We start from the raw sequence: 12948 nt of genomic DNA, 5'->3' as shown, positions 1-12948 counted from the left end.
TACCTTAGAGTTGCCTCTCTGCCCTCAGGCTGCGCACCCGCCGGGCAAGCCAGCTTAGATCGGCATCCTCGATGCCCAGTTCGGCAAGGTGATCGGCGGTGTTGTAGAGGTATTCGCTGTTCGGGCCGCGGCCGCCGGTGGCGCTGGCGATGATCCGCGCCTGCTCTTCCAGCTCCAGCCCGCCGCAATACTGCACGTGGTCCGGGTCGATGACATAGGTGACGGCGCTCAGCCGGCGACCGTCGCGCAATTCGATCTCCTGCTCGGTCTCGAAATAGGCCGAGGAGATCAGTTCGCGCTCGCGCAGGTAATCCAGCGTCTCCTCCTCGCGCCCCGGTGCCACCGCGAAGGCGACGCCGTCGCAATGGGCGCCCTCGGCGGCGTCGAGCGCCAGCACCAGCCCCGGATCGGCCTCGGTGCCGCGATGGTGGATCGAGCGCATGCAGAAGGACCGGTGCCAGCCCGGCAGCCGCGCGATCCGGCGCTCCGCCACCGCGAAGCCCGGATTCCAGATCAGCGACCCGTAGCCGAACACCCAAAGCTCTGCCGTCACTTGACTGGCCCTCCTTGTCCCGCCCCTGTAAACACCACCGGGCCGGTCAGGAAAAGGGGGCGGACAATGCGGATTCTCACCCTCGTCGTCGTCATCGCGGGCGCCCTCTGGGGCGGCTACTGGTATATCGGCTCGACGGCGCTGCAAAAGGCCGCCGTCGCCGCCTTCGCCAATGCGCGCGAAGAGGGCCGCGTGGCGCAATATTCCAGCCTCTCGGTCGCCGGCTTTCCCAACCGCTTCGACCTGACCGTCAACGACATCGCGCTGGGAGACCCGGCCGAGGGCGTCACCTGGCGCGCGCCCTTCGCCCAGATCCTGTCGCTCAGCTACACGCCCTATCACGTCATCGCCGCCCTGCCCCACCGCCAGGTGCTCGAATTGCCGGGCCAGAGCCTGACCCTGACCTCGCAGAAGATGGAGGGCAGCGTGCTCTTCGCCCCGACCCCGGCGCTGCGGCTGAAGAGGACGACCTTCATCGCCGCGCAGCCGGAGCTGGTGTCAACGGCCGGCTGGCAGGTCGGGCTGCACCAGGCGCGCTTCGCGGCGCGGCCGGTGGCAGGCAAGGAAAACAGCTACGAGATCGGCTTCGAGGCGCTCGACATCGCCCCCGATGCCAGTCTCAAGGCGCAGCTCGACCCCGAGGGCAAGTTGCCGCCCAAGGCCGAAATCGTCCATCTCGACGGCGACCTGAGCTTCACCGCCCCGCTCGACCGCCATGCCGGCGAGACCCATCCCCGCCTCACCGCCCTGACCCTGCGCGACAGCCATGCCCGCTGGGGCGACCTGTCGCTGACGCTGAAAGGCGCGCTCGAGATCGGCCGCGACGGATTGCCGATCGGCCGCATCACCCTCAGCGCCCGCCATTGGCAGCAGATGCTCGACATCGCCGTCGCCCTCGGCCTGGTGAAACCCGAGATCGCCCCGACCGTGCGCAACATGCTGACCGAGCTGGCCAAGGGCTCCGGCAGCCCCGACACGGTCGAGCTGCCGCTGAGCTTCCAGAAAGGCTGGATGAGCGTCGGCCCCCTCCCCCTCGGCCCCGCACCAAGGTTCCGCTGAACACGCAGCCGGGCGCAAGCCGCGCCCCCACTTTCTGCTCGAAAATATCCTCGGGGGGCGCGGGGGGCAGACAGCCCCCCGCCCTCGCGACGCGCATCGCGCGGCGCAACCGTCCCCGCCAGGCGCTACGTCTCCGCCGCGCCGCGGCCGAAGTCCGGCGCCGCGGTATCCTGCCCGGCCTCGATGATGCCGCGCCGGATCGCCCGCGTCCGGGTGAAATAGTCGAACAGCGCCTCGCCGTCGCCGGTGCGGATCGCCCGCTGCAGCGCGAACAGCTCCTCGGTGAAGCGGCCGAGGATCTCCAGCGTCGCCTCCTTGTTGGTCAGGAAGACGTCGCGCCACATCGTCGGGTCCGAGGCGGCGATCCGGGTGAAGTCGCGGAAGCCGGCGGCGGAATACTTGATCACCTCGCTGTCGGTGACGCGGCCAAGGTCATCGGCCACGCCGACCATCGTGTAGGCGATCAGGTGCGGCGTGTGGCTGGTCACCGCCAGCACCAGGTCATGGTGGGTCGGCTCCATCTCCTCGACATGGGCCCCCATGTGTTCGAGGAAGCCGCGCAGGCAGGCAACGGCCGCCATGTCGGCCTGGGCCAGCGGCGTCAGCAGCCACCAGCGGTTGCGGAACAGCGTCGCGAAGCCCGAACGCGGACCGGAATGCTCGGTGCCGGCGATCGGGTGGCCGGGGACGAAATGGACGCCCGGCGGCAGATGCGGCGCCACCGCGTCGATCACCGCCTGCTTGACCGAGCCGACATCGGTGACCGTGGCACCGGGCTTGAGGTGCGGCCCGATCTCCTCGGCGACCTTGCCCATCGCCCCCACCGGCACGGCAAGGACAACGAGGTCGGCGTCCTTCACCGCCTCGGCGGCGGTCTCATGGACAGAGTCGCACAGCCCGATCTCGGCCGCCGTGGCCCGGCTTTCGGCGCTCTTGGCATGGCCGGCGATGTGGCGGGCGAGGCCGTTTTCGCGGATCGCATGGGCCATCGACGAGGCGATCAGCCCGAGGCCGATCAGCGCGACGCGGTTGTAGAACGGCTTGTGCACGATCCCGGCCATCAGCGTTGCCCCTTGAACTGGGTCACCGCATGGGCGACCCGGCGGCAGGAAGCCTCGTCGCCCACCGTGATCCGCAGGCAATTGGCCAGGCCGTAGCCGCCAGTCTTGCGCACGATCAGCCCTTCGGATTTGAGGAAGGCGTCGCAGGCCTCGGCCTCCTCGGCATCGGCGAAGCGGGCGAGGATGAAATTGGCGGTCGAGGTGTCCGAGGGCACGCCGACCTCGGCCAGCGCCTCGGCCAGCCAGGCCCGCATCCGCGTGTTCTCGCCCCGGCATTTCGCCACCCAGTCCTGATCGCGCACCGCCGCCTCGGCAACCTCGAGCTGGGTCGTCGAAAGGTTGAACGGCCCGCGGATGCGGTTGAGGACGTCGATGATCTCCTTCGGCCCGTAGCCCCAGCCGATGCGCAGCCCGCCGAGGCCGTAGATCTTCGAGAAGGTCCGGGTCATCACCACGTTGTCGCGCGCCTCGACCAGCGCCTTGCCGCCGTCGAAGCCCTCGACATATTCGGCATAGGCGCCGTCGAGCACCAGCAACGCCTGCTCCGGCAGGCCCTCGGCCAGCCGCGCGACCTCCTTGGCGCCGATCATCGTGCCGGTCGGGTTGTTCGGGTTGGCGATGAAGACCAGCCTGGTGCGCGCGTTGCAGGCCGCCAGCAGCGCGTCGACATCGGTGGTGCGCTCGCGCTCGGGCACGGCGACCGGGGTCGCCCCGGCGGCGCGGGCCGAGATGTCGTACATCAGGAAGCCGTGCTCGGTGCGCAGCACCTCGTCGCCCGGCCCGGCATAGGCCTGGCACAGGAAGGTGATGATCTCGTCCGAGCCGACGCCGCAGATGATCCGCTCCGGGTCGAGCCCGTGGATCTCGGCGATGGCGGCGCGCAGCTCGGCATGGTCGGTCGAAGGATAGCGGTGGAGTTGATGAGCCGCGCGCAGATAGGCCTCGCGCGCCTTCTCGGACGGGCCGAACGGGTTTTCGTTCGACGACAGCTTGACCACGTTCGACACCCCGGAGACATGGGCCTGGCCGCCCTGGTACAGGGCGATGTCCAGGATGCCGGGCTGCGGGCGGATCGCGTCACTCATCTTTCATCTCCTCACCTCGGCCGGTTCTAGCGGGGCGCCGGAACCCTGACCAGAGACTTGTTGGCCCCAACGGGGGGCCGCAGAACATAAGAAAGGGGCCGCACCGGATGGTGCGGCCCCGCATGGGTATTCCATCCGCGAAGGGGTTAGTTCTTCGCGTAATATTCGACCACCAGGTTCGGCTCCATCTGCACCGCGTAGGGCACATCGGCCAGCGCCGGGGTCCGCACGAAGGTGGCGGTCATCTTCGAATGGTCAGCTTCGATGTAGTCGGGCACGTCGCGCTCGGCCAGGCCGACGGCTTCCAGCACGATCGCCAGTTGCTTCGACTTGTCGCGCACGGCGATGACGTCGCCTTCCTTGACGCGGTAGGACGGGATGTTGACCCGCTTGCCGTTGACGGTGACATGGCCGTGGTTGACGAACTGGCGCGCGGCGAAGATGGTCGGCACGAACTTGGCGCGGTAGACGACGGCGTCGAGGCGGCGCTCGAGCAGGCCGATCAGCTGCTCACCGGTATCGCCCTTGACGCGCTCGGCTTCGCCGTAGATGCGGCGGAACTGCTTCTCGGTCAGGTCGCCGTAGTAACCCTTGAGCTTCTGCTTGGCGCGCAGCTGGGTGCCGAAGTCCGACAGCTTCTGCTTGCGGCGCTGGCCGTGCTGGCCCGGGCCGTATTCGCGGCGGTTGACCGGCGATTTCGCGCGGCCCCAGATGTTCTCGCCCATCCGGCGGTCGATTTTGTACTTGGCAGAGGTGCGTTTGGTCACCGCTGATCTCCTTCTTTTCGTTTGCGTCCTCGACTTGTCCGAAAACCGGTTCCCACTTTTCAGGTCTCGGATCGTCCTGCGACGCTCCGCCTCACCGTTGCGGTCCCCGGTTCCGGCCAACCCGGAACAGAAGGGCGTTGTCCTCTCCCCGAAGGGCGACAGGCATCCCCTTGCGGGGGCCCCCAACACCAAATGAATGCCGGACACAATGCACCCGGACGGGCGGCTTATACAGCCCCGCGCCCCGGAGTCAACGCCGCTTTGTCGATGCCGCTCTGGCGGCGCCCCTACCAAGTCTTCTGGGCACAGATATCCTCGGGGGTGAATTCGCGTCCCGGCGCGAAGAGGGGGAAGACAGCCCCCTGCCCCGCCCAATGCCTCACGCCGCGTCGTGGCGCAGGATCGCCGCCTCCGGCCGCGACAGGTTGCGTCGGGCATGACTGCCATAGCCTTCCGGGTCCGTGGCCAGCTCGGGCAAGGCGGCGAACAGCGCCGCGCGCTGCGCCGGGTCGATGGTCTGCAGCGAGGTGTTCGAGGGATGGAAGCTCTCGGTCTCGAGCCCGTTGGCCCAGACGATCTCGTGCCGCTCGAGCAGGACGTGGACATAGGTGACCTGGGGCAGGAGAGCGTCCACCGTCACCGCCCGGCCGTCGACCAGGTCCTCGGCCGCGACCAGCACCTCGTCGGTGTTGAACAGCGCCCGCGCCGCCGCGCCCTGGACCAGCATCCGGTGCTGGGGCGAGACCAGCAGCTCGTCCTCGGGCCGGCCCAGGCCCAGCGCGCCGGCCCGGAAACGGATCGGCCGCAGATGCGGCAGGGCGAAGAGCCGCGCACCGCTGAACCGCCGATGCCCGGTCCACAGCACCGGCTGGGGGCCGTTATCCTTGGTCAGCACCCGTTCGCCCGGGCGCAGCGACTCGATCCGGCGGGCGCCCAGCGGGGTGGCGATCAGCGTGCCCGGCGTGAAGCAGATCACCCCGGCACGCTCGGGTTCGGCCGGTTCGCAAGGCGGTGCGACCAGCGTCGAACGCACCACCCAGAGCTCCCGGTCCACGGGCGGCATCTCTCCGCTGAAGACCAGCAGCCGGGAGCCGTCCTCGGGGGCCGCGATCACCGTCGCCTCGTAGGCGGCATAGCCGTCGGTGACGACGAAGCCGTCGGTCGGCGGGATCTCGGCGGGCTCGACCGCCGGGCGCTGTTGCGGCGCCATCGCCGCGCCGCTCAGCCGCCGCGCCATCCGCGCCGCCCGCCGTCGCAGCGCCGCGGTTTCGGCATCGCCCTCCAGACGCATCAGCCCCTGCGGCCCGTCGACCCGCAAGGCCCGGCCGCGCCAGGACCAGCTCGCCCCGGCGCCCAGCAGCTTGAGCGGCGCGGCGTGCACGCCGTCCACCTCGGTCTGTGTCCATGAAATGACAAACGTGCCGCGATAGCCCGTCTTCATGCCTGCCTGCCCGTCCGACTGCCCGGTTATTCGTTTTTGTTGTCGCGACGGTAACATGGAATGGAATCGCGGCCAATACGCTGCGATTCAGAAACAATCCCTGACCGCGACGCGGAAGGCCGCCCAATCCGCCACCGGTCCGCCCCCGGTCCGCCCTAGATTTCCTCGACCAGCACCACGCCGTCGAGCGACTTGATCGCGCTGCGGATCTGGGGCGAGACCGGGAAGCCGTCGCCGGCCGAGATATCGACCTCGCGGCCCGAGTCCGGGTCGGCGACGCAGAAGGTGATCGGCCCGCGCGCCCGGCCCGCCGCGCCGCCCATCCGTTCCAGCAGCGAGGCGACCGAGGCCGCCGCCTCGGGCGCGCCGATATGGATGCGCAGCCCGGCCGCCCCGGCATCGGCGATGGTCCGCTCCAGCGGCGTGACCGAGCGGCCGACCGGATCGAACTGGCCCTCGTTGAACCGCGCCTCGAGCGCCATCACCACCTGGTTGGTCTGGTCGAAGACCTTGCGGCAGGCGTCGAAATCCTCGGGGAACAAAGCGATGCCGGCGACCTGGCCGGTCGGGTCCGAGATGTTCATGCGGAAGAACCGCGTGCCCTTGGCCGACTTGCGCTCCTGCAGGGCCGAGACCAGCACCCCGACACGGCCGACGGCGCCGCCACGCTCCTCGGCCTGGACCTGCAGCTCGGCCAGCGTCGGCAGCTTCTTGCGCTTGAGCGCGGGGGCGAAATCGTCCAGCGGATGGCCCGACAGGTAGAAGCCGATCGCCAGATGCTCCTGGTTCAGCCGCTCGTCGGGCAGCCAGTCGTTGCATTTCGCCAGCCGCGGCTCGGGCAGGTCCTCGCCCGCCTCGCCGAAGAGCGAAACCTGGTTCGACGCCTTCTGCTCGTGGATCGCCGCCGAATAGGCGCTCAGGGCGTCGAGGCTGTCGAACACCCGGCGGCGGTTGGGGTCGAGCTGGTCGAAGGCGCCGGCCCGGGCCAGCATCTCGAGCGGCCGCTTGCCGATCCGCTTGAGGTCGACCCGGCGGGCGAAGTCGTAAAGCGTGACGAAGGGCTTGTCGCCACCCTCGGCCTGCCGCGCCTCGACGATCAGCCGCATCGCCTCGACGCCGACATTCTTGAGCGCGCCCAGCGCGTAGACCACGGCGCCGTCCTTGACCGAGAAGGTCGCCAGCGAGCGGTTGACGCAGGGCGGCACGATGGCGATCTTCAGCCCGCGCCGGACCTCCTCGGCATAGATCGACAGCTTGTCGGTGAGGTGCATATCGCAGTTCATCACCCCGGCCATGAACTCGACCGGGTGGTTCGCCTTCAGCCATGCCGTCTGGTAGCTGACCACGGCATAGGCGGCGGCGTGCGACTTGTTGAAACCGTAATTGGCGAATTTCTCCAGCAGGTCGAAGACCTCGGTGGCCTTCTTGGCGTCGACACCGTTCTTCTTGGCGCCCTCGACGAATTTCGGCCGCTCGGCGTCCATCGCCTCCTTGATCTTCTTGCCCATGGCGCGGCGCAGCAGGTCGGCGCCGCCGAGGCTGTAGCCCGCCATCACCTGGGCGATCTGCATCACCTGCTCCTGGTAGACGATGATGCCCTGGGTCTCTTCCAGGATATGGTCGATCAGCGGGTGGATCGAGGTGATCTCCTTGAGCCCGTTCTTGACCTCGCAATAGGTCGGGATGTTCTCCATCGGGCCGGGACGGTAGAGCGCGACGAGGGCGACGATATCCTCGATGCAGGTCGGCTTCATCCGCCGCAGCGCGTCCATCATGCCCGAGCTTTCGACCTGGAACACCGCCACCGTCTTGGCGCTGGCATAGAGGTCATAGGTCGCCTTGTCGTCGAGCGGGATGGCGTTGATCATGTCCACCGCGCCCTCGGGCGGCTGGTAGAGCTGGGTGCCGTCGGCGGCGACATGCAGGTGCCGCCCGCCACCGCGGATCAGGTCGACGGCGTTCTGGATCACCGTCAGCGTCTTGAGGCCGAGAAAGTCGAACTTCACCAGGCCGGCCGATTCCACCCATTTCATGTTGAACTGGGTCGCCGGCATGTCCGAGCGCGGGTCCTGGTAGAGCGGCACCAGCTGGTCCAGCGGCCGGTCGCCGATCACCACGCCCGCGGCGTGGGTCGAGGCGTTGCGCAGCAGGCCCTCGACCTGCTGGCCGTATTTCAGGAGCCGGTCGACCACCTCCTCGGCCCGGGCTGCTTCGCGCAGCCGGGGCTCGTCGGCCAGCGCCTTTTCGATGCTGACCGGCTTGACCCCCTCGACCGGGATCATCTTGGACAGGCGGTCGACCTGACCATAGGGCATCTGCAGCACCCGGCCGATATCGCGCACCGCCGCCTTGGACAGCAGCGCGCCGAAGGTGATGATCTGGCCCACCTTCTCGCGGCCGTATTTCTCCTGCACGTAGCGGATCACCTCTTCGCGGCGGTCCATGCAGAAGTCGATGTCGAAGTCGGGCATCGACACCCGTTCGGGGTTGAGGAAACGCTCGAACAGCAGGCTGTAGCGCATCGGGTCGAGGTCGGTGATGGTCAGCGCGTAGGCGACCAGCGAACCGGCACCCGAGCCCCGGCCGGGGCCGACCGGGATGTCGTGCTCCTTGCCCCATTTGATGAAGTCGGCAACGATCAGGAAGTAGCCCGGGAAGCCCATCTGCTCGATGATGCCGAGCTCGAATTTCAGCCGTTCCTGGTATTTCTCGACCGGCACGGCATGGGGAATGACCTTGAGCCGGGCCTCCAAGCCCTCCCAGGCCTGGCGGCGCAGTTCCTCGACCTCGTCATCGGCGAATTTCGGCAGGATCGGCGCCAGCTTGGGCACCTTGAAGGCGCAGCGTCTGGCGATCTCGACCGTATTCTCGATCGCCTCGGGCAGATCGGCGAACAGGGTCGCCATCTCGGCCTCGGACTTGAAGTAGTGCTGCGGCGTCAGCCGCCGGCGCGGCTCCTGCTGGTCGACATAGGCGCCCTCGGCGATGCAGATCAGCGCGTCATGCGCCTCGTACATGTCGGGTTTCGGGAAATAGACGTCGTTGGTGGCGACCAGCGGCAGGTCCATGGCATAGGCCATCTCGACATGGCCGCGCTCGGTCGCGCGCTCGGCCTCGGTCGGCTTGCCGCCCTCGCCCGGGTGGCGCTGGAGCTCGACATAGAGCCGGTCGGGATAGATCTCGGCCAGCCGCTTCATCAGCGCCTCGGCGCGGGGCCGCTGGCCGGCCTGCAACAGCTTGCCCACCGGCCCCTCGGGCCCGCCCGACAGGCAGATCAGCCCTTCGGAATGCTGCGCCAACTCGTCGACCGTGACCTGCGGCAGCTCCCCGCCGGCATCGACATAGAGGCAGGTGCTGAGCTTCATCAGGTTGCCGTAGCCGGCCTCGGACTGCGCCAGCAGCACCACCGGCGCCGGCAGCCGCGGCCGCTCGCCCGGCTGGGCGGGGTCGTAGGTGACATCGACCTGGCAGCCGATGATCGGCTGCAGCCCGGCATCGCCGGCGATGGTCGAGAATTCCAGCCCGCAGAACATGTTGTTGGTGTCGGTGACGGCGACGGCCGGCATCTTGGCGGCGGCGCACATCTTGATCAGCTTCTTCACCGGCACCGCGCCTTCGAGCAGCGAGTATTCGGTGTGGACGCGGAGATGGATGAATCGGGGAGCGGTCATGCCCCGATCCTAGTGCGGAACGGCCGGCAGGGGGAAGAGCGGTCGGCGGTGGCGGCGGCACAAATGGCGCGGCGGCCCGGTTCCGCCCACCAGGACGGGGGCAGCGGCCTGCGACCTATTCAACCAGCGTATAGCCGGTGATCCGGCCCTTGAAATAGGTCTCAAAGCCCTCGGGATGGACATAGCCGACCTCGCCCTGGCGCGGCAGGCGGCGGGGGCCGACGGGGCCGTAATCCCAGAACCGCGCCCGCCAGTCGTAGCGCGCTGCCTTGCCCGCCGCGTCCTGGGCCGGCCGGTCGCGCGCCTCCATCGCGACGATGTCGCCGGCGGCGTCGAAGGCAAAGATCACCGCCGCCCGCCCTGCCGGGGTATCCAGCGCCGCCTCGGCCCGGCCGTCCGCCAGCATCCGCCAGGCCACCGCCGGGTTGCCGAGGATGGCGTCGGGCGCCCAGGGCAGTTCGGCGAGGTAGCGATAGGCTTCGGCCAGCGACACGGACGCGTCCGCCGCCCGCGCCACCCGGATCGAGCCGAAGAGCCGCGCCTCGAGCAGCCCCCTGCCGTCGACATAGCTGTCGATCACCCGCACCACGGTCAGCGGCCCGAACCCCTGCCGCGCATCCCAGACGAAGCCCGGCACGGCCAGCGCGACAGTCTGGCGCGCGGTCGTCGCCGAGAAACCGCCGCCCTGCTTGAGCCGCAGTTCGGCGCTCTGTTCGAGGACGGCAGCGCGGGCGCCCGGCTGCGCCCCGGCGCGGCGGGCGAAGGCGGCGACCGCCGGCGGCAGGTCCGGCCTCGCCCCGGCCACCGGGGCGCCACGCAGCTCTGCCGCCAGCGCCGCCGCCTTGTCGCGGAAGGCCTTGGCCAGCATGAATTGCCCCGCGCCGGCCACCGCCACCGCCCCGATCAGACCAAGCCAGAGAATGCGCATCACCGCCCCGTCCCCGAGATCGTTCACGAAAATGTGCGCCGATCCTGCCGCAATCCGCGCGACAGGCAAACCCCGCCGTGGCGAAACGACCGGTCGGCAGGCTTGGCAGGGCGGCGCCGGGCCGCTACGACTTGGGGCCAACCCGGAAAGGCCGAGATGACGACAGAGCCCCAGACCACGGAGACCCCGGACGAGGACATCCCCGTCACCGCCGAGGAGCAGCGCGCCCGCGCCAGCGGCGCCAACAAGACGCTGGCCCTGCTGCTGGTCGGCGGCGCGCTGGTGATGCTGGTCGCCGCCTTCGGCGTGGCCATCCTGGTGACGCATGGCGGCTACTGATCTGACCCGGCGCGGCGCGGCGGCGCTGATCGGCGGCGGCGCGGCGCTGGCGCTGCTGGGCGGCTGCAGGGAGGGCGGGAAATGGCACTCGGTCCAGGTCCAGGGCGCCCTGCCCGACCTGTCCTTCGCCATGACCCGCGCCGATGACGGCAAGCCCGTCACCCAGGCCGACTACCTTGGCCGGCCGGTGATGCTGTTCTTCGGCTTCACCAATTGCGAGGACGTCTGCCCGCTGACCATGGCCAACGTGGTCGAGGTGCTGTCGAAGATGGGCGCGGCCGGGCGCGACGTCGCGGCGCTGTTCGTCACCGTCGATCCCAGCCGCGACACGCTGCCGGTGTTGAAGCAGTTCGCCGACACCTTCGATCCCCGCGTCGACGCGCTGCGCGGCACCGACAACCAGCTGGCCAGCCTCGCCCGACGCTACCGGGTGACCTACAAGGTGATGCCGGCGACGGCGACCCAGCCCTACCGGGTGCTGCACGGCCCCTCGATCTACGTCTTCGACCGCAAGGGCAAGGCACGGCTGATGATCCCGAAATTCTACGACGGCAGCGCCGATATCGCCGGCGTCGCCGCCGACATGACCCGGCTGGCGAAGGAACCGGCCTGATTGACGCCTTGCCGGGGCCTGCTATCCCTGGGCCATGAGCGCACCGATCCTGTCCAACCCCGCCGCCCGCCGGCTGTTCCTCGACCGCCACGCGCTGGCCGAGCCGCCGGCCGGCCCGTCCAAGGGCGCCGACCTGCTGGCGCTGATCGAGCGGCTGGGCTTCGTCCAGGTCGACAGCATCAACACCGTCGCCCGCGCCCATGACATGATCCTGTTCGCCCGACGCCCGAGCTACCGCGCCGCGCATCTGCGCCCGCTGCTGGAACGCGACCGCCAGCTGTTCGAGCACTGGACCCATGACGCCTCGGTCATCCCGGCCGCCTTCTACCCCCATTGGAAGCTGCGCTTCGCGCGCGACCGGGAGCGGCTGGTCGCACGCTGGAAGGGCTGGCAGCGCGACGGTTTCGAAGAGAAGTTCGACGAGGTGCTCGAGCGGATCGCGGCGCAGGGGCCGGTCTCCTCGACCGATGTCGGCGAGGGCGAGACGCGCGGCTCGGGCGGCTGGTGGGACTGGCATCCGTCGAAGACCGCGCTGGAATATCTCTGGCGCACCGGCGCGCTGGCGGTGACAAGGCGCGAGGGCTTCCGCAAGCTCTACGACCTGGCCGAGCGGGTGCTGCCGCCGCATCACCTCGGCCCCGAGCCGGACCCGGAGGAAACCGTCGACTGGGCCTGCAATGCCGCGCTCGACCGGCTCGGCTTCGCCACCTCGGGCGAGATCGCCGCCTTCTTCGAAACCGTCACCCCGGCCGAGGCCCGCGACTGGTGCGCGGCGGCGTTGCAGCGGGGCGAGATCGTCGAGCTGGTCGTGGAGGGCGCCGACGGCAGGCCGCGGCGCTGCGTCGCCCGGCCCGACGTGCTGGAACAGGCCGCCGCGGCCCCGGAACCGACCGGCCGGCTGCGCATCCTCAGCCCCTTCGACCCGGCCCTGCGCGACCGCAAGCGCGCCGAGCGGCTGTTCGGTTTCCGCTACCGCATCGAGGTCTTCGTGCCCGAGGCCAAGCGGGTCTACGGCTACTACGTCTTCCCGGTGCTCGAGGGTGACCAGCTGGTCGGCCGCATCGACATGAAGGCCTGGCGCGACGCGGATCTGCTGCGGGTGCGGGCGTTTTGGCCCGAGGTCGGGGTGAAGATGGGCCGTGGGCGCGTGCAGCGGCTGGAGGCCGAGCTCGACCGGATGGCGCGGTTGGCCGGCGTCGGCCGGGTGACGTTCGAGGACGGATGGTTGCGCGAGACGTTGGAGGGGTGAAGGGGCTGGGGCCCTTTCCCGAACATCGCGCGTAGCTACGACGAGCGCAGGGCGTGCGCCTGCCCGTGGGGTGGCGCTCGTAACCGTCGAACTGCGCGCTTTATGCCAGCCACTTCCCTCCCAACTCTGAACGTTGCGCGCGGCCCCAACAGCGCCAGCCCGCGTCGTGCCCCAGGCACGCC

The 12948-nt window shown here is 69.5% G+C and carries 11 protein-coding genes; 4 read left to right on the top strand and 7 right to left on the bottom strand.

What is annotated here, in order from left to right; all coding sequences use genetic code 11:
* Positions 1–4: 4 nt before the first annotated feature.
* Complete coding sequence (locus ACFOES_RS18395) at positions 5–553, bottom strand: gamma-glutamylcyclotransferase (protein ID WP_377834835.1); 549 nt, start codon at positions 551–553, stop codon at positions 5–7.
* Positions 554–619: 66 nt separating this feature from the next.
* Here ACFOES_RS18395 and ACFOES_RS18390 point away from each other — a divergent pair, with 66 nt between their 5' ends.
* Positions 620–1612, top strand: coding sequence for a DUF2125 domain-containing protein (locus ACFOES_RS18390; protein WP_377834834.1), 993 nt, complete (start codon positions 620–622; stop codon positions 1610–1612).
* 125 nt (positions 1613–1737) lie between these two features.
* Here the strand turns inward: ACFOES_RS18390 and ACFOES_RS18385 are convergent, their stop codons facing one another.
* The 6 genes from ACFOES_RS18385 to ACFOES_RS18360 form a co-directional block, all read right to left on the bottom strand.
* Entirely contained in the window at positions 1738–2673 is a 936-nt protein-coding gene (locus tag ACFOES_RS18385; protein ID WP_377834833.1) for a prephenate/arogenate dehydrogenase family protein, read from the bottom strand.
* Positions 2673–3758, bottom strand: a complete 1086-nt coding sequence (gene hisC, locus ACFOES_RS18380; protein ID WP_377834832.1) for a histidinol-phosphate transaminase — start codon at positions 3756–3758, stop codon at positions 2673–2675. The genes ACFOES_RS18385 and hisC overlap by 1 nt, the downstream gene beginning before the upstream one ends.
* 146 nt (positions 3759–3904) lie before the next feature.
* Positions 3905–4525: a 30S ribosomal protein S4 gene (gene rpsD / locus ACFOES_RS18375; RefSeq protein ID WP_377834831.1), complete on the bottom strand. Its 621-nt coding sequence runs from the start codon at positions 4523–4525 to the stop codon at positions 3905–3907.
* Between the two features lie 379 nt (positions 4526–4904).
* Complete coding sequence (locus ACFOES_RS18370; RefSeq protein ID WP_377834830.1) at positions 4905–5915, bottom strand: Hint domain-containing protein; 1011 nt, start codon at positions 5913–5915, stop codon at positions 4905–4907.
* A 206-nt stretch (positions 5916–6121) separates the two neighbouring features.
* Positions 6122–9637, bottom strand: coding sequence for a DNA polymerase III subunit alpha (gene dnaE / locus ACFOES_RS18365; RefSeq protein WP_377834829.1), 3516 nt, complete (start codon positions 9635–9637; stop codon positions 6122–6124).
* A gap of 115 nt (positions 9638–9752) precedes the next feature.
* Entirely contained in the window at positions 9753–10592 is an 840-nt protein-coding gene (locus ACFOES_RS18360) for a DUF6544 family protein (protein ID WP_377834828.1), read from the bottom strand.
* A 129-nt stretch (positions 10593–10721) separates the two neighbouring features.
* On the opposite strand from ACFOES_RS18360, the gene ACFOES_RS18355 reads away from it, so the two are divergent.
* From ACFOES_RS18355 to ACFOES_RS18345, 3 genes are read left to right on the top strand one after another with little or no spacing between them, the layout of a single operon-like run.
* Positions 10722–10904: a hypothetical protein gene (locus ACFOES_RS18355; protein ID WP_377834827.1), complete on the top strand. Its 183-nt coding sequence runs from the start codon at positions 10722–10724 to the stop codon at positions 10902–10904.
* Entirely contained in the window at positions 10891–11517 is a 627-nt protein-coding gene (locus ACFOES_RS18350) for an SCO family protein (protein ID WP_377834826.1), read from the top strand. The genes ACFOES_RS18355 and ACFOES_RS18350 overlap by 14 nt, the downstream gene beginning before the upstream one ends.
* Positions 11518–11551: 34 nt before the next feature.
* Positions 11552–12766: a winged helix-turn-helix domain-containing protein gene (locus ACFOES_RS18345; protein ID WP_377834825.1), complete on the top strand. Its 1215-nt coding sequence runs from the start codon at positions 11552–11554 to the stop codon at positions 12764–12766.
* Positions 12767–12948 lie beyond the last annotated feature (182 nt).

Origin of the sequence: Acidimangrovimonas pyrenivorans, from assembly GCF_042643245.1 — a bacterium.
GTDB classification, from domain to species: Bacteria; Pseudomonadota; Alphaproteobacteria; order Rhodobacterales; family Rhodobacteraceae; genus Acidimangrovimonas; species Acidimangrovimonas pyrenivorans.
The sequence above is the reverse complement of the archived record's forward strand: the minus strand, read 5'-3'. Positions and strand labels throughout refer to the sequence as shown.

Excerpts from the sequence above, each read along its gene's own strand:
- ACFOES_RS18390 (WP_377834834.1), top strand. The coding sequence starts at position 620 with ATGCGGATTCTCACCCTCGTCGTCGTCATCGCGGGCGCCCTCTGGGGC.
- ACFOES_RS18385 (WP_377834833.1), bottom strand. The coding sequence starts at position 2,673 with ATGGCCGGGATCGTGCACAAGCCGTTCTACAACCGCGTCGCGCTGATC.
- hisC (WP_377834832.1), bottom strand. The coding sequence starts at position 3,758 with ATGAGTGACGCGATCCGCCCGCAGCCCGGCATCCTGGACATCGCCCTG.
- dnaE (WP_377834829.1), bottom strand. The coding sequence starts at position 9,637 with ATGACCGCTCCCCGATTCATCCATCTCCGCGTCCACACCGAATACTCG.
- ACFOES_RS18355 (WP_377834827.1), top strand. The coding sequence starts at position 10,722 with ATGACGACAGAGCCCCAGACCACGGAGACCCCGGACGAGGACATCCCC.
- ACFOES_RS18350 (WP_377834826.1), top strand. The coding sequence starts at position 10,891 with ATGGCGGCTACTGATCTGACCCGGCGCGGCGCGGCGGCGCTGATCGGC.
- ACFOES_RS18345 (WP_377834825.1), top strand. The coding sequence starts at position 11,552 with ATGAGCGCACCGATCCTGTCCAACCCCGCCGCCCGCCGGCTGTTCCTC.